This window comes from Anaerolineae bacterium, assembly GCA_013178165.1.
GTDB lineage: Bacteria > Chloroflexota > Anaerolineae > Aggregatilineales > Ch27 > Ch27.
Map to the genome: position 1 here is coordinate 79,960 of JABLXG010000007.1, position 25,374 is coordinate 105,333.

Annotated in this window: 21 protein-coding genes; 7 read left to right on the forward strand and 14 right to left on the reverse strand. The window is 62.5% G+C overall.

Going from position 1 to position 25,374, the window contains the following annotated elements; translation table 11 throughout:
* Nucleotides 1–52: 52 nt before the first annotated feature.
* From HPY64_07620 to HPY64_07665, 10 genes are all read right to left on the reverse strand, one after another.
* The gene (locus HPY64_07620) at nt 53–1,342 is read right to left on the reverse strand and encodes a site-2 protease family protein (protein NPV66996.1); all 1,290 of its coding nucleotides are present in this window, start codon (nt 1,340–1,342) and stop codon (nt 53–55) included.
* The gene (locus tag HPY64_07625) at nt 1,342–1,899 is read right to left on the reverse strand and encodes a dCTP deaminase (GenBank protein ID NPV66997.1); all 558 of its coding nucleotides are present in this window, start codon (nt 1,897–1,899) and stop codon (nt 1,342–1,344) included. Before HPY64_07625 ends, HPY64_07620 begins: the two co-directional genes overlap by 1 nt.
* Before the next feature lie 56 nt (nt 1,900–1,955).
* Complete coding sequence (locus HPY64_07630; protein ID NPV66998.1) at nt 1,956–3,665, reverse strand: arginine--tRNA ligase; 1,710 nt, start codon at nt 3,663–3,665, stop codon at nt 1,956–1,958.
* A 69-nt stretch (nt 3,666–3,734) separates the two neighbouring features.
* Nucleotides 3,735–4,613, reverse strand: coding sequence for a methyltransferase domain-containing protein (locus tag HPY64_07635; GenBank protein NPV66999.1), 879 nt, complete (start codon nt 4,611–4,613; stop codon nt 3,735–3,737).
* On the reverse strand, nt 4,613–5,608 hold the full coding sequence (locus HPY64_07640; GenBank protein ID NPV67000.1) for an NAD-dependent epimerase/dehydratase family protein: 996 nt from the start codon (nt 5,606–5,608) through the stop codon (nt 4,613–4,615). The genes HPY64_07635 and HPY64_07640 overlap by 1 nt, the downstream gene beginning before the upstream one ends.
* A 13-nt stretch (nt 5,609–5,621) precedes the next feature.
* Nucleotides 5,622–6,539, reverse strand: a complete 918-nt coding sequence (locus HPY64_07645) for a homoserine kinase (GenBank protein NPV67001.1) — start codon at nt 6,537–6,539, stop codon at nt 5,622–5,624.
* A gap of 50 nt (nt 6,540–6,589) precedes the next feature.
* Complete coding sequence (locus HPY64_07650; protein NPV67002.1) at nt 6,590–9,130, reverse strand: hypothetical protein; 2,541 nt, start codon at nt 9,128–9,130, stop codon at nt 6,590–6,592.
* Between the two features lie 39 nt (nt 9,131–9,169).
* The gene (locus tag HPY64_07655) at nt 9,170–9,853 is read right to left on the reverse strand and encodes a hypothetical protein (GenBank protein NPV67003.1); all 684 of its coding nucleotides are present in this window, start codon (nt 9,851–9,853) and stop codon (nt 9,170–9,172) included.
* A gap of 110 nt (nt 9,854–9,963) precedes the next feature.
* Nucleotides 9,964–10,557, reverse strand: coding sequence for an AmmeMemoRadiSam system protein A (gene amrA / locus HPY64_07660; protein ID NPV67004.1), 594 nt, complete (start codon nt 10,555–10,557; stop codon nt 9,964–9,966).
* 57 nt (nt 10,558–10,614) lie between these two features.
* A complete protein-coding gene (locus tag HPY64_07665) occupies nt 10,615–11,538 on the reverse strand; it encodes a peptidase (protein ID NPV67005.1) in 924 nt (307 codons plus the stop codon).
* Between the two features lie 175 nt (nt 11,539–11,713).
* Between HPY64_07665 and HPY64_07670 the strand changes: the two genes are divergently transcribed.
* Together HPY64_07670 and HPY64_07675 are read left to right on the forward strand one after the other, a co-directional pair.
* The gene (locus HPY64_07670) at nt 11,714–14,305 is read left to right on the forward strand and encodes a hypothetical protein (protein ID NPV67006.1); all 2,592 of its coding nucleotides are present in this window, start codon (nt 11,714–11,716) and stop codon (nt 14,303–14,305) included.
* 340 nt (nt 14,306–14,645) lie between these two features.
* Entirely contained in the window at nt 14,646–15,038 is a 393-nt protein-coding gene (locus HPY64_07675) for a hypothetical protein (GenBank protein ID NPV67007.1), read from the forward strand.
* A gap of 7 nt (nt 15,039–15,045) precedes the next feature.
* Here HPY64_07675 and HPY64_07680 read toward each other — a convergent pair whose 3' ends face one another.
* The 3 genes from HPY64_07680 to HPY64_07690 all read right to left on the reverse strand — a co-directional run bounded on the left by HPY64_07680 (nt 15,046) and on the right by HPY64_07690 (nt 18,917).
* On the reverse strand, nt 15,046–15,690 hold the full coding sequence (locus tag HPY64_07680; GenBank protein ID NPV67008.1) for an MBL fold metallo-hydrolase: 645 nt from the start codon (nt 15,688–15,690) through the stop codon (nt 15,046–15,048).
* Nucleotides 15,680–17,341, reverse strand: coding sequence for a murein biosynthesis integral membrane protein MurJ (gene murJ / locus HPY64_07685; protein ID NPV67009.1), 1,662 nt, complete (start codon nt 17,339–17,341; stop codon nt 15,680–15,682). The genes HPY64_07680 and murJ overlap by 11 nt, the downstream gene beginning before the upstream one ends.
* Before the next feature lie 94 nt (nt 17,342–17,435).
* A complete protein-coding gene (locus tag HPY64_07690; protein NPV67010.1) occupies nt 17,436–18,917 on the reverse strand; it encodes a tetratricopeptide repeat protein in 1,482 nt (493 codons plus the stop codon).
* 447 nt (nt 18,918–19,364) lie between these two features.
* On the opposite strand from HPY64_07690, the gene HPY64_07695 reads away from it, so the two are divergent.
* Together HPY64_07695 and HPY64_07700 are read left to right on the forward strand one after the other, a co-directional pair.
* Nucleotides 19,365–20,225, forward strand: coding sequence for a methyltransferase domain-containing protein (locus tag HPY64_07695; protein ID NPV67011.1), 861 nt, complete (start codon nt 19,365–19,367; stop codon nt 20,223–20,225).
* A 105-nt stretch (nt 20,226–20,330) separates the two neighbouring features.
* Entirely contained in the window at nt 20,331–21,020 is a 690-nt protein-coding gene (locus HPY64_07700; GenBank protein NPV67012.1) for a response regulator transcription factor, read from the forward strand.
* Nucleotides 21,021–21,114: 94 nt separating this feature from the next.
* On the opposite strand, the gene HPY64_07705 is transcribed toward HPY64_07700, so the two are convergent.
* On the reverse strand, nt 21,115–22,338 hold the full coding sequence (locus HPY64_07705; GenBank protein ID NPV67013.1) for a DUF362 domain-containing protein: 1,224 nt from the start codon (nt 22,336–22,338) through the stop codon (nt 21,115–21,117).
* Nucleotides 22,339–22,753: 415 nt separating this feature from the next.
* Here HPY64_07705 and HPY64_07710 point away from each other — a divergent pair, with 415 nt between their 5' ends.
* The 3 genes from HPY64_07710 (at nt 22,754) to HPY64_07720 (ending at nt 25,362) form a co-directional block, all read left to right on the forward strand.
* Nucleotides 22,754–23,842 (forward strand): hypothetical protein, encoded by a 1,089-nt coding sequence (locus HPY64_07710; protein NPV67014.1) that lies wholly within the window; start codon nt 22,754–22,756, stop codon nt 23,840–23,842.
* Nucleotides 23,843–23,960: 118 nt separating this feature from the next.
* Nucleotides 23,961–24,776, forward strand: coding sequence for a transcriptional regulator (locus HPY64_07715; GenBank protein ID NPV67015.1), 816 nt, complete (start codon nt 23,961–23,963; stop codon nt 24,774–24,776).
* Nucleotides 24,777–24,804: 28 nt separating this feature from the next.
* Nucleotides 24,805–25,362: a tetratricopeptide repeat protein gene (locus HPY64_07720; GenBank protein ID NPV67016.1), complete on the forward strand. Its 558-nt coding sequence runs from the start codon at nt 24,805–24,807 to the stop codon at nt 25,360–25,362.
* The last annotated feature ends 12 nt before the right edge of the window (nt 25,363–25,374 follow it).

A 25,374-nucleotide genomic window follows, 5' to 3' on the forward strand; every position in this document is an offset into this window, starting at 1 on the left:
ATTTATTCTACTTGAGACCTGCCGGGAATTGAAGAGACAGTCTGGAATCCGGCTATTTGTACGCGCCAGGGTCAAAGGGCGTCGGCGTTGGAATGTTAGGTACGACCAGGGTCGGGATGGGTGACGCGTTGGGGTTGACCGTCAGTACCTGACGGCTGATGATCGGGCGTGGCACCACAATCAGCAGGAAGATGAGGATGGTCAGCCAGCCCAGTATCCGGCGTCGGATATCCAGCGGCGTAATATCATCATGGGGCGGCGGATGGCGCAGGCCGGTCAACGAGGCCAGGACAGCCCAGACCAGCCAGGTCGGCCAGAAGAAGATCCCGGCCAGGGCCAGCATGCCCAGAACCAGGTAAGCCAGCGGCCATGCCCGGCGGCCAAACAACGCATAAGCCACATGGCCGCCATCGAACTGACCCAGCGGAAGCAGGTTAAGCGCCGTCAGCAGCACACCGAACCATGCTGCCAGCGCCACCGGATGCAACAGGATAGCCCGGCTCAGGCTGCTTTCCACTAGCGGCGCGCCAAGCGCTTCCAGCAGAGGTGGTACCCCCACACCTCGGAAGATCAGATTGATCGGCGCGCCAAACGTAATCGGCGGCAATAGCAACCCGATCACGAACATAGGCAGAGCTACCACCAGCCCGGCCAGCGGCCCGCTGATCCCTACATCAAACAGCGCCCGGCGTGTCTTGAGAGCACTGCGAATGAAGATCACCGCGCCCATCGTGCCCAGACTGCCGGGGATGGGCAGCGGGATGAAGAACGGTAGCGTAACCTTCACGCCGTGGCGACGAGCAGCAAGGTAATGGCCCATCTCATGCACGCCCAGAATAAACAGGAGCGTCAGGGCGAATGGCCCGCCCGCTGCCAGCGCTTCGGCCAGCCCCAGATCGGCGCCATTCAGGAGAAACGACGCAGCGTACACCGTCGAAGCGATCGTCGCCAGCAACAGGGCGATGTGTAACCACAGTGGCGAACGCCCGGAGGCGCGCACCGCCCGCCGCAGTGGGCCGCCGCCCGGTGCAGCCTGATCAGCATCGGCGATGCCCGGTACAACCAGAACGGTATCGACTTCGCCTTCCCGCTGCAAGAAGGCTGAATAGCCCAGCGGCGTCAGGCGTTCTTCCAGGTATAGAGCCGCCTCAGTGGCAGGCAGCACCAGTTGCCCGCGGAACAGCAGGCCACTGTGATCCCCACTGGCGATCTGGTCGGTGATCTCGACGGCCATGACCGCCCTGACTGCTTCCTGTAGCGCGATCATCTGCGGATCGCTTTCAGACGCGGCAAAGGGCGGGGTTGGTTCTGGCGTTGCAGGCGGCAGCTCGTAGAGTGACATCAGACTTTAGGTAGCTCGATGTTCTGCTGATGCTGGTACTTGCCCTTCTTATCAGCGTAGGAAACTTCGCATTCCTCATCCGCCTCAAAAAATAGCACCTGGGCAATACCCTCATTGGGGTAAATCCGGGCGGGCAGCGGTGTGGTATTGCTGATCTCCAGTGTGACATACCCTTCCCACTCCGGCTCAAAGGGCGTCACATTGACCACAATGCCACAGCGGGCATAGGTCGATTTACCCACGCAGATCGTCAGCACCCGGCGCGGGATGCGGAAGTACTCAACTGTGCGAGCCAGGGCGAACGAATTCGGCGGGATCAGAATCGGGTCGTCCGACACGATGTCCACCATCGAGGCCTTGTCAAACCGCTTGGGGTCCACAATAGCGGAATGCACATTGGTGAACACCTTGAACTCGTTAGAAACCCGGATGTCGTAACCATACGATGATACGCCATAGCTGATCACGCCGTTGCGAATCTGGCGATCCTCGAACGGCTCGATCATCCGGTGCTCCAGCGCCATTTTGCGAATCCAGTGATCCGGTTTCAGTCCCACCGGCACGCCCCTTCCTACTCACCAGCAATCGATTATGCTCCTGCCAGCCCGAACTGTTACATCACATCCGGCGCGCTCATGCCCATCAACGTCAGCAGGCGCTTGAAGACCACCTTCGCCGCCCGGTAAAAGCGTAACCGCGCCCGTGCTACGTCTTCCGGCACCTCGCTATGGAATACCCGCACATTGTCATACATCGGGTGAAACAGCCGGGCCGTTTCCAGGGCAAAGAAGGCGATCTGGTGCGGGGCCATCTCCTCCAGCGCGTAGATCAGCGTCTCGCCCAGCCGCAGCGCCTGCCGCAGGAAGGTTATTTCCGGCTCACCCAGCAGGCTCAGATCAGCGCCCGCATCACTGAAGCCCCGTTGCTCCGCCATACGGAAGATACCCGCGCAACGTACATGAGCATTCTGGATGTAGTACACCGGGTTTTCGTTGTTCTGAGCAACGGCCAGGTCGAGGTCAAACTCGACATCGGTATTGGCGCTGCGAGCCAGCAGGAAGTAACGCACCGAATCCGCGCCTACTTCGTCAATCACAGCATCCACCGGGATGACATCCCCGGCCCGTGTGCTGCCCTTGATCAGCGCCCCACCGCGATAGATACGCACCATCTGGTGGATGATCACATGCAACCGCGACGGATCGTAGCCCAGCGCCTGCAGGCCGCGCTGCACGACTTTGTACTGCGTACCATGGTCAGCGCCCAGCACGTTCACCAGCAGGTCAAAGCCGCGCTCCATCTTGTTGACATGATAGGCGATGTCTGGCAGGGTATACGTTGGCTCACCGCTGGCCTTGACCAGAACGCGATCCTTCTCATCACCCAGAGCGGTGGAGCGGAACCAGGCTGCATTCGCCGCACCGCTGGTGGCGGCCTGTGCCCGTTCGGCCTCGCTGGCCCCTTCCCAGACCGGCGCGTCGTAGATGTAGCCGCGCTCACGCAGCGCCTCCAGTGTCCGCCAGACCGAGCCATCTTCATACAGGCTGTTCTCGTTAAAGAACACGTCATGGCGCACGCCCAGCCGCAGGAGCGAGGCCCGGATCCATTCGAAGATCACCTTCTCGGCATATTCCTTGAAGGGCGGCCAGTCGGCTTCACGCCAAGCATCACCCACCTCAGCGACCAGCCGCGCAGCTACCTCGGCCAGGTATTCGCCCGCGTAGCCTTCTTCCGGCAGCGGCGCATCCTGGCCGAGCGCCTGCAGGTAACGCGCTCGCAGGGAGCGCCCCAGCATCTCCATCTGGCGCCCGGCGTTGTTGAAGTAGTACTCGCGCTCAACCCGGTAACCGACGGCCTCCAGCACGCGGGCGATCGAATCGCCGATGACTGCGCCGCGCGTGCGGCCAATATGCAGCGGCCCGGTCGGGTTAGCGCTGACAAATTCCACCTGGGCGCGTTTGCCGGCCCCGATCTGCAGGGCACAGAAGTCATCGCCCTCGGCGATAATCGTCTCCACCTGCTGCTTGAGCCAGTCGTCGCTCAGGCGGAAGTTGATGAAACCCGGCCCGGCCACCTCCGCTGCGCCAGCAAACGGTGCATCCGGAAGATGCCGGACAATGATCGCTGCGATCTCCGCCGGTGGCTTGCGGGCCAGGCGGCCCAGCTGCATCGCCACTGGCGTGGCGTAGTCAGCGAAGCCGGGATTGTTCGGCGGCTGCACCCGGACCTCCGGGATTTCAAAAAGCGGCAGGTCCCCTGCCGCCTGGGCGTGTTCGATGGCTTCGTGCACCAGCCGGGCATATTCGTGCGTCAGAACCTTCAACGTCGCACACTCCTCATGCGGATACCTGCGGGCTGACCCGCGCCATTCTAGCATGAGCCTGCGGGTGTTTCAACAGCCGCCTTCCCGGAGCAACGGTAGCAGTTCGATCACCCCATCTTCGCCTACCGTCGCTCGTTGCTCGCAGGAGAGGCAGACCCACACCCCGCCTTCCGCCGGGATCATCTGCCCGGTGCAACAGGCTGGACAGCGCAAAATCTCGGCCAGCGGGCGTGGCCCCACCGGCGTGGAAGTTCCCGCTTTGTGCGCCCAGAACAGGTCGTAATCGACCTGCCAGCGCTCATGCTGCACATCGACCAGCCCCAGTTCGTCCGTCAACCACGCCTGCATGGCCGCGGTGGAAAGTGTCTTGCCGGGCATCAGGCGGGCGTCCGTCCCGGTGCGGTTGGTGATCAGCAGTGTCCCACCGGGGCGCAGCACCCGAACCAGTTCGCGTAGATCCTCCCGCGCTCCGGGGAAGAATTCCCAGGCCTCGATGCAGGTCACCACATCAAATGTATTATCGAAAAACGGCAAATCGCTGGCCGTGTGCCAGATCAGCGCTGCCCGATGCTGGCGGTACAGCTTGAGCGCCGCCCGAAAAAGCATCTTCCGGCTAATGTCCAGGCCAACCACCCGGCCCTGGAAATCATCCTGTTCCAGCAGCAGGGCGGGCATCCGTCCGGTGCCGGTAGCGACATCGAGCACCAGCGGCGCAGCCACGCCCTCCGCCTGCAACCGGTGAAGCAGCGGACGCGCCAGGAAGAAGGTCTCGTAGACTGGATCGTAGTTCTTGGTGCGATCGTAGCGGAAGGCATACCAGTCGTAGAGCAGCGCCACCACCCGCCAGCCGAGATACATCCCCTCTGTCAGCCACAGCAGGTACCACAGCCCGACGCCCAGCACGATCAGCGTGCCCAGCCCGATCAGAATCAACGCCAGCGGTTCCATCAGGCCAGCTGCCCCGTCTCCCGCAGCCAGGCTTCAGCCCGGCGCATACCTTCCACCAGGCTGACGCGCGGACGCCAGCCCAGCCGGTCGGCGGCACGGTTCATGCTGTAGCCCCGCCGCCGGGCCACCAGGCCCGCGACCATCTGACGGATCGGTTGTGGTTCCCCGCGCAAGCGTAGCCACGGCTCCAGTATTGCCGCGCCAGTCAGCAGCAGAGACGCTGGCACCGGGATCAACCACTGATGCCCGGCCATCGCCGCGTACGCGCCCAGGAATTGCCGCCAGGTCACCGGCTCATCGGAGACAGCGTTGAACACACATCCCACCGCCGCCGGATGCTCCGCCGCAACCAGCAGGAGGTCGACCACATCCTCGACATAGATCACCGGGCAGTAGGCCGTTCCATCGCCCGGCAGGGGAGCAGGTCGCCGCCGCATCACCGCGAAGAACCGTCCCGTCCAGAAGTGCGATCCCGGCCCGTAGATCATACCCGGTCGGATCACCGTCGCCTCCACGCCCAGTTCGCCCGCTCGACGAAACAGCACCTGCTCGCCCAGCGCCTTGCTCTGGGCATAATGCTCCAGGCCAGGACGCGGGGGCAAACCCTCATGCATGATTCCGGGCCGGTCATAACCATAGACAGCGATGCTGCTGACATGGACAATCCGGCGGACTTCGGCGGCGCAGGCCGCCTCAACCAGTTGCCCCACCGTCGTGACGTTGACCCGGTATTGCTCCGCTGCCGGGCCGCCTGTAGCCGCTGCGACGTTGAATACCACCGTGCAGCCAGCCACCGCACGCTGCAAAGCCTCTGCATCGTTCAGGTCGCCCACACATAGCTCTGTGCCACGCGCGGCAATCTCCGCACCGCGCGCCTCCGAGCGCACCAGACCACGCACACGGACGCCTTCCGCCAGCAGGCGGGTAGCCAGCGCACCGCCCAGGAAACCACCTGCCCCGGTAACCAGCACCTGCTGGCCGCGCAATGCCGTCATAGACCGTCTGCCCCTACTCCGGATGCATCTCCGCCGCTGTCACCACCACACCCTGCGTATCGACCAGCAGCGTCCAGACCCGCGAGAGGATATCCCGGCTGTCAAAGATGGACTGCACCGCATCGGCGATCCGGTAGTGGTTGGCCGCAGCGAAGATCAACAGGGCCGGGCCATTGCCGCTGATCGTCACGCCAAGCGCCCCGCTCTTGATCGCCGCTTCCACCGCTTCCCGATACCCCGGAATGTATTCGCCAAGATATGGATCAAGCACCCGATCGGCCAGCACCTGGCTCAACAGCCTGAAGTCACCACCACGAAGAGCCTCAACCATCAGCTCCGCCCGTCCAATATTGGCCACAGCGTCCGCATAAGCGATCGTCGCTGGCAGTGACATATCCTCCGGGTCGTAGTGTTCCAGCTGGGGAGCGACAACCAGGACTTTCAGCGGCGCCACATCGACGCGCCGGAAAACAGCGCCGCTGTCTCCCCTGGCGGCAATGGTCAGTCCGCCCAACATCGCCGCAACCAGCCCATCGGCGCGCCCCAGAATCTCCACCCCCAGGGCAATCAGATCATCGCGCGTCAGCGGCATCCCCATCAGGTTGTTGGCTCCGATCAGTCCGGCCACGGTCATCGCCTCTTCCGCGCCCAGGCCGATGTTGAGAGGGATGGCATTGCGCACATCCAGGCGCAACCCCAGCGGGGAATCCTCCACCTGCTGGAACACGCGCACCGCCGCGTACATCACTGGATGGTAGCAATCAGCAGGCAGATCGGCGCCGCCTTCGCCATGCGTTTCGATCAACAGCGTGCTATCGCTGCGCTCGACAAAAGCGGCGCTCACATGCAGGCCCAGCGCCAGACCCAGGCTCTCAATGCCAGGCCCCAGATTGGTGCAGACTGCGGGAACGGTCACTCGCGCTTTGCGCATGGTCGCTCCTGTACCGGGCTGTACAGCGGCCCGTTTCACCACACGCCGGGTCAGGCCAACGGATCAGATCGATCAGGTTTATCCGGCCTGACCCGCACCGACACCTGCTGCCGCCCGTTTGATCCTTTGCGCTGGCGCGGGCCGGGCGGCGGGGTTGGCCGGTAGTGACTGGCGGCAGGGGCTGAGGGTTCAGGGGTAGCATCGTCGCTGATGATCTGCCAGCGGGCGCTCCGCACGCGCCGCTGTGTGCCGCTCGCAAACGTGATGATCGCCCCGCCGGCGCTGCGCTGGACGGTCACGCCGTGCTGCCGCACTCGCACCGGCCAGGGCAGCGCATACGCCCCCCCGATCGCCACGCGGCGCGGCGAAAGTATCACAAAGCCCATCAGCCGCCACAGCAAATGCAGCGGCGCTATCCCGCTGATGTGGTTGCGCTCGCCCAGGCCTTCCGGCGCATCGCTGTTGTAGCCCGCTCGAAAGGCCTTCTCCGTCGTCAGCGTATGCATCCGGGCAGCCAGCAGGCGCTCCAGAAGTTGGACTGCCAGATCAGGCCGTCCGGCGTCAATCAGCGCTTCGCCCAGCAGGGCGTTCCACAGCGGCCATACCCCGCCGATCCCGTCGCGCTGAGCCGGGTCAAAGGCCGGATCATCCGCCGGGACAATTGAGATTCCATAAGGTCGCCAGTAACGCGCCGGGTCGATCAAAGCGGCAATCAACCGCGCGCGCCGGTCAGGATCGCCAGCCCCGGCCCACAGCGGCAACAGCAACGCGGCGTTATGGCGGGTCCAATCCACGCTGCGCACCTGCACCGTGTACACGCGGCTCAACCCCTCCGGGATCACCCGGCCAACGCGGGCAAAGATTCCGGCGGTTGTCGCCGTACCCAGACCACGGTGCCACAGGAAATCATCCCCTTCCAGCGTCTCCACGATCGCCCGCCCATCCGCCCCACCGCCTTCCAGCGTCAGGCGCATGGCGGGACGGTGATCGCGCCCGCCTTCCACACGAACGATCAGGCGGTTGGCTGGCTGCAGATCGAGCGCCGGGAACAGGGTCTGGTCACCCGGCCCTTCCGCTACAAGCAAGCCGGGCGCCGTCACATGAGCATCGCGGTCACGGTAATGGTAGGCGCCCGCAGCAGCATCCCACAGGGCATTCAGCTGAGCCTGCAGACCCTCCAGCCGCCGCTGCACAGATGCTGCAGCCGCCTTTTCGCCCAGCAGGTCGGCCATCAGCAGCAGGCTACGCGCTTCGCCAGTTAACAAAGCGGCCAGATCGGGTGCTTCTGCAGCACGGATATCGGCGTTCTGGGCGCCGCGCCAGGTGGGTGAAAAAGCGGGATTGCCGGGAAACGCGCTCTGGGTGACCGATTGCCATTCCGGCAGGCCATCACCGTCCCGATCTACGTCCGGCGCAAACCACCGCTCGAAGAAACGCACCAGCGCGGGAAAGACCTCGCGCAGGAAAGCGCGATCCCCGCTATAGGTATGGATCTGCCAGGCGGTTGACGCCAGCAGCGGCAGGCTGAGCAACCCACTCCGCTGGCCGCCAGGGCCGGGCCGGGCATCTACAAACCCGTCGGGGGCCGCCGAAGCCAGAACTTGCCGCAGAATACCCTGCGCCAGTTCCGGCCCAGCCGGGGCCAGCGCAGTCAACGCCAGGTAGAGTTCATCCGCTGCCGCACCGCGCCATGTGTCCGGGTGATCGCTGCCATCGCCCCGCAGGCTGTAACCGCGCCCCGGCGTGCGAGCCAGTACCAGCGCCGGTTCCGCTGCGCCTGCCACCGGCCCCACCAGACCGCCAAGCGCCACCCGGTAACTCATAGCGATGGTCGCGTCCCGCGCCAGGTCACCGGTTTCGATCTGCGGGATGGCTGCATTGATCTCGCGGAGGCGCTCCAGATGGCTGTTCCAGTCCTCCTGATACAGCCAGTGATCCGCCAGGGCCAGCGATTCACCCAGGGATGGCCGCGCTGCATGAACCCAGCGGATAGCCACCTGTTCGCCCGGCGGGAGCGATAGCCGCGCCGCCAGTTTGGGGCTGGGGCTGCTGGAGGCGCGCACCGCATGCATCAGGATCACCGGTTGAAGGTTACCCACATCAGGCAGATGCAGGGCGTACTGGCCGCTATCGAGAGTCAGGACGTTGACCTTGCCGCTCTGCTGCTCGGTCATGATTTGGGCGAACAGATCAGCGCCGGCTTCCAGCTGGCGATCCCCCAGATTGTGCAGGGTGAAGCGCCCGCCGATCGCGTGCGAGGTCATCGCCCATACTTCCAGCAGGACGCTGAGCACAGGCAGCGGTTGCGCGCTCAAGCGCAGGTAGCTGGGCCAGAATGTATGCAACACCGGCTTGCCACTGTAAGCAGACGCCTCATAGACAACCTGCCCATCCACCACCCACATTGGCACCAGCCGCGCCAGACCACAGCGCCCGCCATAGCGCGTTTCCAGCACCAGGGCGGGCGACTGTTCTTCCCCGATGACCAGTTCCCAGATCTGATCATCGCCATAGTCAGTATGAAATTGCCTGGCATCCGCCGCCAGGCACAGCGATAACGGGTCTGCGCTGGTGAGCTGCCAGTTACGCATGATCCTCCTCCCCGGAGGCGCGGGGTGGCTGCTGCGGCGCTATTTGACCAGCCGCCAGGTCATATCTGCTTCTTCAAAGGCAAACACCTCGTTGCCCAGGCTGGTCAGCAGATGAATGCCGGGGCCGGGCACATAACGGCCAGCGCTATCCAGGTAGCCGCCAGCGCGATATTCGTAGGTCGTCACAAAGCCGTATTCCGGCGTTATCGCCCAGCCGACCAGATTGCGCACTTCTTCATCCTGCCGCCACAGCTTGCCAAAGCCACGCCGCGGCTGGATGGTATCAGTAGGCGGAGTGAGTTCCGGATCGATCTCCACTTCGCCTTCAACAAAGGTATCGTCAAAGATCAGCCAGCGACCATGTTCGGTAGTACCTTCGTCATTGACCATGACCCAGATTTGGGTATTGGGCTGCAGCCAGAACATCCGTCCGTTCTGGAACACCTGCTCGGCCACCTGAATCTGCGTCACAACCGGCGTTGGCATAGCCGGGGTCGCTACCACTGTCAACGGGCCAAGACCAGCAGCCGGCGGAGTTGGCGTGGCGGAATTGCCGCTGCTGGCTTCTGATGTCTCCACGGCCAGCGCGGTCAGGGTCGGCGGTTCATGGGTCGCCGTTAACACAATGTACACCTGCGTCTCAGGCGGACCGCTACAGGCGGCCGCCAGAAGGATTAACGTCATCGCCACCAGGGCGAACAGCAACTTGCGCGATTCAATCATCGGGTCTCTCCCAGATCCATCGTCACACTGAGTCACCCCCCAACTCCCAAACTTCCCGCATTGTAACAGCCTTGTGAGCATACGAAAAGGCTGACTCTTCTGCCCGGCTGTTACCCTCCTCGAGCAGCGGCGTGCTCCTCGATCACCACCGTCTCGTACAGGTGCACCTCAACGTCAGGGCGTCGCCAGGCTCCAGCGGGCAAGCCCATCTTCTGGCACAGCATATCCAGAAAGCGATGGGGATCAGGGATTTTCTCCCAGACCTGTGGCAGGAATGTCGCCCTTCGTCCGCCGACCATCAGCACCACGCCATCCACGCCGGGCCGCAGCAACCGGGGAATGTCTTCCGGGCGGTCAAAAGCCAGCGGGCGCGGCGGAGTCAGGATCGAGATTTCAACCCGCAGGCCCGGCACTTCCTCACTACGCACCGGCATGAAGCGCGGATCGTAGAGAGCCGTCTGCACAGCCATAGCGCTCACTTCTTCCGCCAGCGGACGGCGGGCCGTCAGCGTCCCCGTGCACCCGCGCAGATCACCCTCGGCTGTGTACAGAGTCACAAAACAGGCCCGCGGTCTGGTCAGCGCCGGCGGCAATCCGGCCAGGTCCAGCGGCGCAGGTTCCCGCCCAGCAGCTGCATCTTCCACAGCAGCGCGGGCGATCTTCAGCAGCGCAGCCTGCTCCTCAGGCGTGTACTCTTCGATCATCGGGTCTGCTCCCCGGGGCGTCTGCCCTGCCATGCCAATCTGCCTTATTGTAGCACGCTACGCGGGCGCGCCGTACAGCGCACGCAGAACCAACGGGGTCAGGTCAGTGAGATCACGCACGGAGGCTGCCAGCGCCGCATGCTCAGGACCGACAAGCAATGTGGGAACGTCATTCTCGGTGTGACGCCGCGTGCTCAGGTCTTCCATATTGCCATGATCGCTGGTCACGATCAACAGGGCATCAGGTGGCCAGTCTGCCAGCAGCCCGGCCATCACCTGGTCAAAACGTTCCAGGAGCGCCACCGCCCGCTCAAACGGCCCGCGATGGCCCAGCACATCCGTTACCCAGGTGGAAAAGAAGGTCAGCGTCCGCTGTCGGGTGAGCGTTGCCAGCAACCGGCCTGCTTCTTCCGGCGCGTAAACCGGCGTATCAGTGTAGCCCAGTTCGCTGCGCCAGCCGTCGCCCGTCCAGTCAGGACTCATCGCCTGGCCCCGCCGCAACGCCGCCACATCCAGCAGCGGCAGCCCGGCGTTATGCACACACTGCTGGATGGAGGACAGAAGCCGTTTCCCCCGGCTGACCGCCTGAAAAAAGCCAGGCGGATAGGCGTCGATCAGCGCTGCAGTTCCACCCCGTGCTACCACCTGCATGAACAGATTATCCTCCGCCAGGATCGCCCGAATGCGGTCATCAGGGCGAGGGCCGTAGTGCTCGCCGATCTCCGCGGCTACGTTCCGGCCGGTCAGGATGGCCGCCTGCCCGGTGGCGCTCTGCGGGCGGCCAGTGACGCCCAGACGTGGATCAGTTGGCACAAAGCTGGCGCTCCCATTCTGGTGGCGGGGCCGATCGATGAGCCAGCGCCCCCCGGCCAGGCTGTTGAGCAGCGGCATCTGCGCCACAGCAAACGGATTGTGGCGGGGATCATCCGCACCCAGGCCAATACCGTCCAGAAAGATGATCAGCACGTGGTTGACGGTCACAAGACGGCGCTCCAGCCCTGCCGGGCACTCAGGTACTTTCCGGCCCCACTCCTCGCCTCGGATGGGACTACAGGCATGGTTGCAGCAGGAAATACACCGAGTATGATGATAGTAGAGATAGTGGCGCCTGATTGTACCTTTTTTTGCGCCATCTACTGCAGATAAGGAAAGATCTATGAAAGCTCCACGCTGCTTTGCCGTCTTCATGGTGGCGCTCACTATCTTCAGCGCCACTAGCCCGGTCCTGGCGCAGGGACTGGATCAGACCCTGAACTGGCCGGAAGTCGGTTTCGCGATCCGCTACCCGGCTGGCTGGGGCACCCAGGTCCCCGACGAACAGACCCGAATTCTGCTCTCCGACCCCGCCTTCGACGTCATCAACAGCGACGCACCACCTGATTCGCCCGCCGTTATCATCGCTGCCTTTTCATCCGAGATGGTCGGCGCGATAGGCTCACCGCAGGACGTTCTGAACGCGTTTGCCGGTGAATTTGGAGTAGAGGTAAGCACACCGCTGGCCATCACAGTGGCTGGCTTCCCGGCCCTGCGTATAAATGCTGCAGTACCGGACTTTGTGGGATTCAGTTACGACATCGTTATCATCACCACCAACAACTATGCCTACATGGTAGCTGCAGTAGCTCCCACTGCTCAGGGATTCACCAGCCAGTTTGACAGCATGTTGCAGTCCATCACGATCAGCGAGTCGTCCTCTGGCGGCCCTACCAGCCCGACCAGCGGCCCAACAACCAGTAGCCCTGCCCAGGCAGTTACCACGCCGGTCAACGCCGTACGGATCACCCTCGACCAGACGCTGACCAACAACTGGAATGAAATCGACGCGGCTGAGCTGGTCGGGACAGATGCCAGCGGTGCCGAGATCCGCCAGTGGGCTATCCGCGCCGAGGCCACCTCGCAGTATGCCTCCAGCAGCTGGTCGGCCCAGCAGGCTACCGGTGCGCCCAACACCGCCACCTGCGGCGACAACAGCACCGCCTGGGCTTCCGCCACCGCCACCGGCCAGGACGCTCTGACTGTCTACTACGCCACGCCGGTCATCCCAACCCAGATCAACATCTATCAGACCTTCAATCCCGGCGCGATCGTCCTGGTAGAAGTTCTCCCTGCTGACGGCTCCGCGCCGATCCCGGTCTTCAGGGGGTACGACTTGACCACCGCCTGCCCCGGCGTGTTGACCGTTGACGTCGGCGCAACTGTCGAGCCAGTAGTCCCGCCTGGAGGCGGCGCGCCGGTTGACACTGTACGGATCACCCTCGACCAGGCGTTGATCAACAACTGGAATGAGATCGACGCGGTTGAGCTGGTCGGCACTGATTCCAGCGGTACGGAGATTCGCCAGTGGGCCTTCCGCGCCGAGGCCACCTCGCAGTACGCCTCCAGCAGCTGGTCAGCCCAGCAGGCTACCGGCGCACCCAACACCACCGGCTGCGGCGACTACAGCACCGCCTGGGCTTCTGCCACCGCCGCCGGCCGCGAAACCCTGACCGTACACTACCTCGTGCCAGTCTTCCCAACCCAGATCAACATCCACCAGACCTTCAACCCCGGTGCGATCGTCCTGGTAGAAGCTCTGCCGATCGATGGCTCTGCGCCGATCGTCGTCTTCAGCGGGCGGGATACTGCCACCGCCTGTCCCGGCATACTCAGCATTCAGGTGCAGACTGCGGCAGCCCCTGGCGGCGAAGCGAGCCTGGCCTATGGCGACGCCGTCAGAGGCGCGATCAATAACGCCACCTACAGCCAGGACTGGACGTTCATGGGAAATGCCGGAGATGTCATCACCATCACCATGCAGACTGTCACCGGTGACCTGGACCCGTACCTTTACCTGCTTGACGCAGCGGGTAACGAACTTGCCTACAACGATGACGCCGAAGATACCAGTATCGGCCAGTACAATGCCCAGATCGCCCGTTTCACCCTGCCCGCCACCGGCCTGTATACGATCCGCGCCACCCGCTTTGCCGAGGAGTCGGGCACCTCTAGCGGCGACTACCGGCTACGGCTGGAGGCCGGCGGGGTCGCTCAGCCCGGCGGAGCACCTGCGACGATCGGCGGCGGCAGCATCAGCATAGGCCAGACCGTAACCGGCCAGATCAACAATACCACCTACGAGCAGGATTGGACCTTTGACGGCACAGCTGGCGATACCGTCACCGTCACCATGATCAGCACTGGCGGCGATCTCGACCCCTATCTGAGCCTGCTGGACAGCGCAGGAATGGAACTGGTCAGCAATGACGACTCTGTGATTCCTTTGCGCAACAGCCTGGATTCCCAGCTCTCGTTCATACTACCAGCGACCGGACGCTATGTCATCCGCGCTTCACGCTTCGCCGGATCGGATGGCTCAAGCAGTGGCACGTACGAGTTGACTCTGAGCGCCGGTGGGCCATTCTCCAGCAGCACGCCAATCAGTATCAACCAGACCGTCACGGGAGAGATCAGCAATACCTCTTTCGGCCAGGTATGGTCATTCGAAGGCCAGGCCGGCCAGGTGGTGGTCATCACCATGCGAGCTACCTCTGGCGACCTGGACTCAACCCTCACCCTGATGGATGCTACCGGAGCGACATTGGACTACAACGATGATGCTGAAGACCCGGCTGTCGGCGGCTACAACGCCCAAATACCTCGCTACACCCTGCCAGCGTCCGGCACCTACTACATCTATGCTGCCCGCTATGGTGGTCAATCGGGTAGCACCAGCGGCCTCTACGAGCTAACCCTGGCGCAGAGCAAGTAAAGGATCCCAGCACTGTTTCAGGGGGCGATCTTCGCTTGAAGATCGCCCCCTGCTGGATTATACGGGGTACTGTATCCTTTTCGGTTGAAATTCGTGGAATGGTTTTCATGTTCCTGCAACAGAATGAAGTCGCGTGTCATTTTGAGAGAAAATACACATGCGATTTGGTGCTTAGATGGGCAACCTTCCAACCGGCATCTGAATTTCAACCGCGAAAGATACACTACCTTATACGGCATCGGTCGCCAGGCCAGCCGTACTCCGGTACACTTGAGCCGCGGCCCTGATCCTCTACAATAGACTGATGACGGCATCAATTGTGAGCACGGGAAGTAGCAGGATGTACCGCTCGGAAGCCCTTGGAGAGATTCTCAGGAGCCTCAAAGAAGGCCAGCGCGGGGTGCAGGCCGCGGTTGTACTGAGCGTGGAAGGGTTGCTCGTCGAAGCCTACCCTCCCGACACCAGTGCGGACAGCCACATCAACCCCACCAGCAGCCCGCAGGTCGCAGCCATGGCCAGCGTCATGGCCGGCCTCTCCCGTCGCACGCTGGAGCGCCTGGCCCAGGGGGCGCTGCAACGCCTGCTGGTGCAGGGCGAAGAAGGTGTGCTGCTGATCTATCCCTGTGGGCGCAACTTCCTGGCCGTGCTTGTTGATCGGGATGCCCGCCTGGCCCCCGTGATCACTGCGATGAACGCCAAGACCCCCCAGCTTCAGGCCATCCTGGAACGCTGAAGCTACTTCAGAACGGGCCGCGTGTCAAAAATGGGTTGCTGGCCCGCTCCGCGCCAATGGTCGTCAGCGGCCCGTGGCCGGAAGCTACCGTAAAGGCGTCGCCCAGCGGCAGCAATTGTTCCCGGATCGAACGCAGCAACAGGTCATAGTCCCCGCCGGGCAGGTCCGTCCGCCCGATGCTCCCCTGGAACAGGCAATCGCCACTGAAGACCGTCCGGGCGGCGGGCAGCACGTAGCTGACATGGCCGGGCGTATGTCCCGGCGTGAACAGCACGCGCAGGGATAGGCCATCAACCGTGATCTGCTCGCCGGCCACAACAAAGCTGTCTGGCTCCGGAGCCGGGGGGAGTTCCAGCCCGAAGAGTTGCCCGGTCAACGCCATGGTCTGCAACACCGGCAGGTCGGCCTCGTGCAGGCAGAAGGGCGCTCCGGTTGCCTGGCGCAGATCATCCGCCGCCAGCACATGATCGAAGTGGGCGTGGGTCGCCAGAATCTGGTGAACTGTCCATCCATGCGCCTTGACCGCCTGCAGGATCGCCGCTGCATCATCAGCTGGATCGATCACCACTGCCGCGCCGGACCCAGTATCAGCGACGATGTAGCAGTTAGTCTGCACAATACCCAGTGTAAGCGTCACTATCTCAATAGCCATCGACCTGCGCCTCTTCGCTATCCAGCAGCACCGGCGCCGCCTGTTCGTCGCGTGCGCCGCGCCGCAGCAACATCACCATCGCCTGGCGGATCTCGCCCATCCCCAGCAATAATGCAGCGCCGACATAGACGGCGCCACCAACCACCACTACTGCTACGACACGGACAACCAGTTCCAGTTTCTCACCGGTATCCTGCCCGAAGCCCGCCGCCGCCAGCGCCGCATCCAGGGCCAGAATCACAACGGCCATCGCCACACTGGCCAGCGCCGAGCGGGTCAGCGTCCCCAGCACCACCGGGCCGTTCAGACCGTGCCAGCGTCGCCGCAGGATGATCATTAGCATGGTCACTTCGACGCCGATCGCCGCCGAATTCGCCAGCGCCAGCGCCCCTACACCTAGCACCGGCGCTAGCAGGAGCGCCACCAGCACCCCGAACACCGCCCCGGTCACTGCCGCCAGCAGCGGGGTCAGCGTATCCTTATCCGCATAAAAGCCGCGCGCCGTGATCTCCAGTACAGAATGAAGGATGATCCCGATGGCAAAGAACTGCAACGCGCTATAGACCATATCCGTGGCGCTGGCGTCAAAGGCCCCGCCTTCCAGCAGGGCGATGCCCGGCCTGCCCACCAGCAACAGCCCCACCGCGGACGGGATCGTGGCCACCAGGATGAAGCGCAGCGCCCCGGCAAAAGCCCGGCGTTTGCCAGTCTCATCGCCCAGCTCGCTGAGCGCCGCCAGGGTGGGGAAAATCACGAATCCCATGGCCGTCCCGATCAACGTCTGCGGGATCTGCATCAGCTTCCAGCCCCAGTCAAAGGCACTGACCGCTCCTTCCCCCAGCCGCGACGCAATGTTGTTCGCCACCAGGAAGTTGAAGCTGACCACGCCCAGACCCAGCAGACGCGGGATCATCAGCACGATCACCCGGCGCAGGTTGGGATCGCGCCAGCCCAGCTCCGGCCACCACCGCGCCCGGTAATGAATCAGGCCCGGCAATTGAATGCTGAAGTGCAGGGCCGCACCCAGCACCGCGCCCCAGGCCACCCCGTAAATATCAAAGCGATCCAGCAAAAAGACGATCCCGAAGAGCAGACCCAGGTCCTGCAGAATCGGGGCCAGCGCTGGCAACAGGAAATGGCTATGGCTGTGCAGAATGCCCTGGAAGATACCGCTAACGGAGAAGATCAGCGTGGAAAGCAGCAGGATGCGCATCAGCGCCGCCGCCTGCCCCACCTGTTCCGGCGGGAAGCCCGGCGCCAGGAAGGTGTGCACCAGCCACGGTGCCAGGATAAAGGCAAAGAGACTGAGCGTCGCCGTCACCACGAAGATCGTATTGATCACATGGCTGGCCAGCTTCCAGGCGTCGATACGTGCCCGGCGGGCCAGCAAGCCGCTGAAGACCGGGATGAACGCATACCCCAGCGCCCCGCCGCCGATCATGAGGACCAGCAACTCCGGGATGCGGTTGGCCGTGATGTACGAATCCCAGCGGGTATCCAGCCCGATCTTGCGGGCGATGATGAAGGTTTGCAGCAGGCTGATCGCCTTGGCCGCACCAAAAGCGATCATCAGCAACACAGTAGAACGCGCCAGATGCCCCAGCGTGGTATGCGCTGCATCCGTTACCGGCGCGTCAGGCTTTGCGCTCATCAGCAGACTCCCGGTTGCAAGCGATCCTTCAAGCAAAAGGGCACGGCCACACCCGTGCCCTGGATAGTATCACCATCTCATGCGCCCGGCAGCCTCAACTGCCAGTGAGCGCCGCCAGTTGTTCAAGCGCCTCCCTGGCCGGGTCAAAGTACCGGTTATGCTCCAGCGCCAGGTTGAACTGGGTGCGGGCCGGGCCGTATTGCTCACGGGCCATATAGACCATCCCCGTCCAGTAGTATGTCTCTTCCACGTAGGGCGTTGTGCCCAGGTTGGCTTGCACCAGCGCCAGCACATCATCGTAACGCCCAACCTTGTAGTAGGCCTCGAATGGTCCGAACTGGTACCACAGCATACGCCAGGGCAATCCCCGGCCAGCATTGCGGGCCTGGTCATAAGCGCGAGCCGCCTCGTCATACATGTTCAGAGCCAGGTAGCTTGTGCCCATGTTGAACCAGGCAAACGGGTTATCGGGCCGGGCGGTGGCTTCCTGCCGGGCCACTTCCAGGGCCAGCCGGGCATTGGTGGTCGGATCAGCGTGCTCGCCCAGCACCGCACGCAGATCATTCTCCCGCCCCTGCTCGTAAAGCACAATGTAGGTGCGGTTGAAGTGCTGCCACATTTCGTCGAAATAGTCGTAGGAGACTGTCAACCCCTGGAAGTTGCCATGACCCAGAAAGCTGTCGTACACGTATATCTGCTGCAACTGATCGTCGTAAGCGATCACCAGCCGGTAGTGCCCCATCCAGTCGTAGCCTTCCGGCATGTAACCTGTTTCGACAATGACGGGGAAGCCTTCCAGGATCAGCCGGCGAATCATGTTCAGATCGCCGCCCATCCGCCACAGAGCACGCACGCCGGTATGCTCATTGACAAAGCGCACCATCTGCCAGGGGCTGACGTTTTTGTCCTCGACATCTGGCTTGAGGAAGCTGGCCGCAACACTCTGATCCTGTGTCCAGCCGAAATAGGTCAGGCCCATCGTCAGGGTGGCCGGGCCGCAGTTGTTCCAGGTCTGGTAGATGTGCTGGAAGCCATACAACCGCGCCGAAGGCAACAGCGCTACCGCCGTAGCCGGGACATCGGTCGGCGGAATCGGCGTGGGCGGCGGCAGGGTAGCCGTTGGCGTTGGCAGGATAGGTGTCGGAGGAGGCGTTGTCTCCTGCGGCGGAATGGTCAGGGTTGGACCACTGGTCGGGATAGGCGACGGCGTAGCCGTGATGATAATCAGCATGTCTTCATTGGGCGTTGGTGTGGCCAGCGGATCACCGACCACAGCCGCTGGTTCCTCCGTCGCCGGGGTAAGCAGCAACGCGGCTGCCGTGAGCGACTCGCTATTCGCTGCTACTGTAGGCAGGGTATCGGCAGTGTATTCACGTTGCGGGTCAAAGGCAGCCATGAACGGCAGATAGTGCTTGATCTGCTCGCGGTACTGCGGGCGCAAACTGCGGTACACCAGCGGAGAAACGATCACGCCGATGATGATCAGGCCGATCAGGGCCACCAGCCCCCACTGGATCAATGCCCGCAACCAGCCGCCGCGCTGCGGCTGCCGCCGGCGTGTATGGCGCTGGCGCAAACGGGAAAGGGACCGCTCAGTCCGATCCTGACTCGCGGGGGTTACCCGCGGGATACGCTGTGTTGTATGTTCCGAGGAATCTACCATGTAAGTCACTCCCCGATGCAGTACGCCCCGGCAGCAGCGCGCTGCACCCAGAAACCTGTTTCCTGGCCGCCAGCCATCTCCAAACGCTACGATAAAGCATGGCGACGCGGACGGTTAGTGTAGCAGCATCTACCGGCCTTGACCAGAGTCTCTGATCCGGTCAGCCTTCCACCCGTGGCATACGCGGAACGTCTTGTAGCTAGAGGAACTGCGAGTGAGCTAGTATTTCCACCCGTCCAAGCTGCTGATACCGCTGCCTGGCCGCATCGCCACCGGACATCCGCATTCAAAAGCGGATGAAAAACGTATTTGATTATAGCACCTGAGCGGCATCTGTTACCCTACGCTAAGGGCACGCTTATGCAACGTACGGCAACGGTAATCGCCCGGCTCTACCGCCTGACCGCGCCCGTGTACGAAACAGCGATGGCCCCGGTATTCGGGCCACTGGCCCATGACCTGGTTTATAGCACACCCCCGACCCTCGCGGATACCGTCCTCGATCTCGGCACGGGCACCGGCTTCGCCCTCCGGCAAGCGGCTCCCCACGCCCGGCGCAGCCTGGGCATCGACATTTCCCTGCCGATGTTGCAGGCAGCAGCGGCGGTCCGCGCCGTGCAACACTGGCCGCGTACCTGCCTCCTGCTGGCTGACGCCGCTACCCTTGATGCGCTGGCCGACCGCTGCGCCGATGTCGTTTTCAGTTCTTTCGGCCTGGGAGACTGCCCGCCGGAACAGGCACTACGCGCAGCAGCGCGGGTGTTGCGCCCCGGTGGGCGGCTGGCCCTTCAGGAATGGGGGCCGTATGACGGTGAAAACGACCCGCGCCTGATCGTGGATGAGACGCTGGCTTCCTGCATGCTCCCGGAGGCGGCAGGTCTGTGCGAGGAATTCCGCGCTGAACTGACCCGCCCGCGGGCCTGGGAATCCCGGCTGCAGGATAGCGAGGACTATGCGCTGGCCCTGGCTGAGGCTGGCTTCGTGGCAATCCGGGCGACGGAATACCGCCCGGTCACACTGCGCCTGAGTGTTGAAGCATTCCTGGCCTATATGCTGGGCTGGGCTTCCCGCGCCGTGGAAGTGGCGGCGCTAACCGGGGACGCCCGGCGGCATTTTCTGGCCCTGGCCCGCCAGCGTCTTCAGATTCGGGCAGATACTGAGGGTCTGTTATCCTGGTCGCCGGTGGTGTTGCGGGCAACGGCAATCCGCGGCAGCCTGTAAGTCATGAGTTGCGCACACTGCTTTCCGAGCTATGATTGCAGTCAGCCATCCGGTGCCACATGGTGAATAGAAAGCCTAAGTCTCCGTATTCCGCAGCGGGTACTGATGATGCGCCAGCAGGAAGTACTGATCATTGAGGACGATCTGATCTTCGCTGATAGTCTGGTGACCACCCTGAAGGCAGCCAGCTATGCTGTTCGTATGGCTTACAGCGGGCAGCGCGGCCTGGAGGCAGTATGTCAGGCCATACCTGATCTGATCTTGCTGGACCCGCAACTGCCCGATATCAGCGGTTGTGAAATCCTGCGTCGGATTCGGGTCTTTTCCAGCGTGCCCATCATCTTTGTCAGTAGCCTGGAAACCCCTCAGGACAGGGTTACCGCGCTGGAACAGGGCGCCGATGACTTCTTTTCCCGACCAATTCATCCCGATGAACTGCTGGCGCGCATCGGCGCGCTGTTGCGACGCATACGCTGGAATCCGGCTGCCAGGTCGGTGCTGGAAGCCGGGATATTGCGGTTGGAGGTTGCCCGCCGTATGTTGCTGGTCAATGGCGAGCCGATCGCGCTGACAGCGGTAGAGTTCGCTATCCTGAAGGCACTGGTGGAACAGGCGGGAACACCAGTAGCCTGTGAGCAACTGGTCAATACCGTCTGGGGACCCGGCAGCAGCAGCTTCGCTGCCCTGCGGGTGAACATCTCCCGTCTGCGACAGAAGATTGAGGCCGACCCGCGCCATCCCATCCTCATCCAGACGGTTCCGGGGCGGGGCTATCTTGTGCCCGATTCAGACTAGAAGTCAGATAGAAGTAACAGGGGCTGGACGGTCACCTGCTGCCATCCAGCACTCTCCAACGCTTATTGCTTGACTACACAAAAAATGCTATCAGCTAGCGCCCGCGCCGCCCCCGCAGCAGCAACATCCCGCCCAGAAAGAGCGCACCAGCCATAGCCACCGCACCTCCGGCGGCAGCCGCCAGAATCCGTTCCGGGTCTTCGCCCGGCATGACAACCTCGCCATCGCCATAGGCCTGGAAGAGCTGCCCCCACTTGGTCTGCAGCGCTTCCTTCACCCGCTGGCGACCTACAAACGGGTACCAGTACAGGTTGTGATACACATGACTGGCCGCGTAACTCCACGGCACCAGCGGCGTGCGCAACAGGAAGCCCTCTAGCCCCTTCAGCCAGCCATGATAGATCATCTTCTGTCCTTTGCTGGCAAAGGTGTCTTCCTGTACGAAGTTCCAGGCTGGCTCATCGCGGATGTCGTACCCCACCACCTCGATCTGGTTCGGGTCGCCAATACCCAGCCCGCGCTCATGAGCCAGCCGGATGAAGTCCAGGGACATCGGATCGAATCCCTGCAACTTGGCGCTCATCGCGTCGATAGCTACCTGGTCGGCGGAAGCCAACAGGATATCCTTTTCATGCCAGCGCATGGCCCGCGGCCCTGGCCCATCCCCGGCAAAGGTGCCGTCCATGACGGCAAAGAGACCGGTGTGAATATCCTGCTGGATTTGCAGCAGGTCCACTACCGTCTCGTGGATGGCGGCGTGCGTCCAGTGGCGCTTGCGGCTGAGCAGGCCGCCAAAGGCGTTCTTCATGGCGCCGGTGATCGTGGTAAAGACATGAGTTTTCACGGTAGGCAGCTGGATGATATTCCGCCCGTAAAAGCACTCCGGGATGTAAATACCCTCCGGATAGATCCGGTCGAGCACCAGCAGTGGTTCCTTTGGCTCGTACCGCACCCAGCGAAACTGTGGCTCGTAAAGGTGCCAGTTCTCCAGGCCATACTTCTCGGTCACATAGGCATGCTTGTTGTTGCGCTCGCCGACTCGCGCATCAACCACGACCGTATCGTTATGCGCCGCAATCAGCCGGGGATATCCCGCGCTCTGCAATTCCCGGATCACCCCTTCGATCTGCCAGGGGGTGCTGGAACAGGCCGGATACCAGGTATCCCAGGAAATGTTGATCTTGAGCAGGGTATCCTTGTCTTTGGGCAGGGCCTCCTGATACCCCGCCAGGCGCATCACCTGCCGGACATCCTCTAGTACGGTTTCAGGCCGGGTCTTGAGAATGGCGACCTTGCCCTTGCCCGGAAAATCGGCCATTGCTGTTGCTCCTCACAATTCGCCCATGCCCCATCAGTGGCATCTATCAGTACAGTATGCAACAGTTGCAGTATAGCGCACGCCTGACAGGCTGTCTACGCTGGAAATCCGCCAGAATTTATCGCAAATTGGGACGCAGTAGTACTGAAGCCATGCAACCTGCAGGGCAATTCCGCGTAGAATAAGTGATAGCAGAAGACTCTTTCCACAGCAGGAACGGAGTCAGCACTTCGCCAGGGTGTTCACGGCCCACCGGACGCTACCACGCGGCAGTGATCTCTGTTCAGGCGGAAGAGTATCCGGCTATATAGTGTATCGCTCAAATGTGCCTTGCTGTGGCGTGAGGAGGTAGTATCAGTATCTTTATCCTGTGCGCCATCCAATTCTGCGCTATGAACTGAGAGGAGCCAACCAAATGAAGAAGCGTCTTGTTAGCCTAGCAATTATCCTGATCCTGCTTGTTGGCATGGCACCAGCCGTTCAGGCCCAGGGAGAGGACAACTACCTGGTTTGCGGCAACCTGCCAGAAGCTGACTGCGCCATCCTGTTGGCATCCGCGATGGCCAGCGATGATGTCAGCTCCGCTGACATGAGCTTCACCATGGACCTGACCCTGTCCGGTCTGGCAGCGGTTGCCGCTATGTTCGGCGCCAGCCCTGACGAAGCTCCGGCGGGTGATGTGTCCTTCACCATTGACGGCGGCGGACCCTTCATGCTGGACACAGCCGCCATGCCGCCTATGAAGGGGTCGTTTGAGTTCACCTTCAGCGGCACTGATGGTTCCAGCCGGGAAGAAGGCAGCGTTGGGGTGGTCATCCTGGATGGCATCATCTATATACGCGATGAAAATGGCCAGTGGGAAGGCATGACCTTCGAGGACCTGCTGGAATCCGACCCAACGACCGCTGGCATGCTGGAAGGATTGCTGGGTGGCGAGTCTTCTGAACTACCGGAAGGCGCGCTTAATCCGCAGGATCTGATGGGCGGCAACACCGCCGAACTGCTGGAAGCAGCCGGCCTTGGCCCAGAAGCCCTGGAGCTTGTCAAGACTCCCGGCTTCATCACTGTGACCCGTCTGAACGATGTCGACATGATGGGCCAGAAGATGTACGTGTTTGAGACCCGGCTCGATACCACGCCTCTGTTCAATTCCCCGGACTTCCAGGCGCTCCTCAACCAGGCCCTCACCGCTGCAGCCAGTGAGGACGACGAGATGGCCGGCATGGCGATGATGGTCCCGATGCTGCTAAGCAGCACGACGATCAACGTGACAGCCACCCAGATGATCGGTGCCACCGATATGATCCAGCATGGCCTGACCGTCAATCTGGTCGCCACCCTTGACCTGAGCACGATGATGGCGGCCTCCGGCGGTCAGAGCCAGGGCCAGCCCCAGATGCCGCCACTGGTGCTGGAGGTCAATATGGAAATCCTGCTCGATAAGGTCAACCAGCCCTTCACCATTACCGCGCCGGCCGGCGCCACAATGGTCAAACCGTCATAACATCCCATCGTCCCAGGACGGGCCGTCCGCCGGTGGCGGCCCGTCTCCTTTCGCTTGCCCCTCCCCGCTCTAACATCTATAATGCCCCTACGCAGGCTTGATACGAACGGAGTGGCCCATGAGCTTCAGCGATAGCTCCGGCAGCCTCGCCAACCGACTGAGAAAGGCGCGCGCCCAAAATACGCCGCCGGAAAAAAGCTCTCCCGACCGGGCTGAACAGCTGGCGCTGCGGGCGCGTATCCTGGGCGTGTTGATCCGCGACGCCCGCCTGGCCCGCAACCGCACGGCAGCGGCCTGCGCCACCAGCCTGGGCGTTGACGAACAAACGCTGCTCAACTGGGAATACGGCCTGGAACAACCCAGCCTGCCGCAACTGGAGTTGTTGGCTTACGATCTGGGCGTGCCGATCAGCCACTTCTGGGGAACCACTACCTTCGCCGGGGAAGGCACCGCCCATGTCATCACCCGCGAGGAATACCTGATTCTGCGCGACCGCGTTGTTGGCGCTCAGATGCGCCGCGCACGCACGGAAGCCGGCCTCAGCCTGGACGACCTGAGCCACCGGGTTGGCATCCCGGTAGAACTGTTGGATGCCTACGAACTGGGGCAGATTTCCGTCCCGTTGAGCGAACTCACCACCCTTGCCTCCGCCCTGAACGTCTCGCTCAATACCTTTCTGGAAGCCAGCAGCCGGGTTGGGCGTTGGCTGGCGTTGCAGGAGGAATTTCATCGCTTCAGCCAGCTACCAGAGGATATCCGCCATTTTGTCAGCAACCCGACCAATCGCAGCTTTCTGCAGCTGGCCATGTGGTTTAGCGCCCTGAAAGTGGATGAACTGCGTGGAATCGCCGAAAGCATCCTGCACCTGAGCCGTCTCGAGGCGGGCAAGATGCGCCAGATCGCTGAGAGTATCCTGAATGATATCACGCTTTAGCCGTGACCCGATTACCGAGGAGTCAGGGGTGAGCACCGCGAACGAACTACAGGAACAAGGAGTTAAACTGTTCCAGGAACATGACTACACCGGCGCTGCCGAGCTTTTCCGTCAAGCCCAGGAGGCCTATACAGCCGCTGGTCAGACCGACATGGCCGCCGAAATGATGGTCAATATCGGCCTGGTTCATCGTGCCCTGGGTGAACACGACCGGGCTGCTGCGCTGATCCAGGACGCGCTGAATGTGTTCACCGCCATGGGGGATGACCTGCGGGCGGCGCAGGCGCTGGGCAACCTGGGCGGCGTCTTTGCAGCGCGGGGCGATAAGGAACAGGCCATGACCTGCTACCGCCAGGCTGCCGACACCTTCAAGGAACTGGGTGAAAACAGGCTTTACGGGGAGACTCTGCTGGCGCTGGCCGATCTGCAGGTGCGCAGTGGGCAGATCATGACCGGCGCAGCCACCTACGAAGCTGGTCTGGAGCACCTCGAGCGCCTCAGCGGCCCGCAGAAGATTCTGCGCGGCCTGCTGGATATCCGCCGCCGCCTGATCGGTTCTGGCGCCCCGCCTTCGGATGAAGCGTAATTCTCCTTCTGG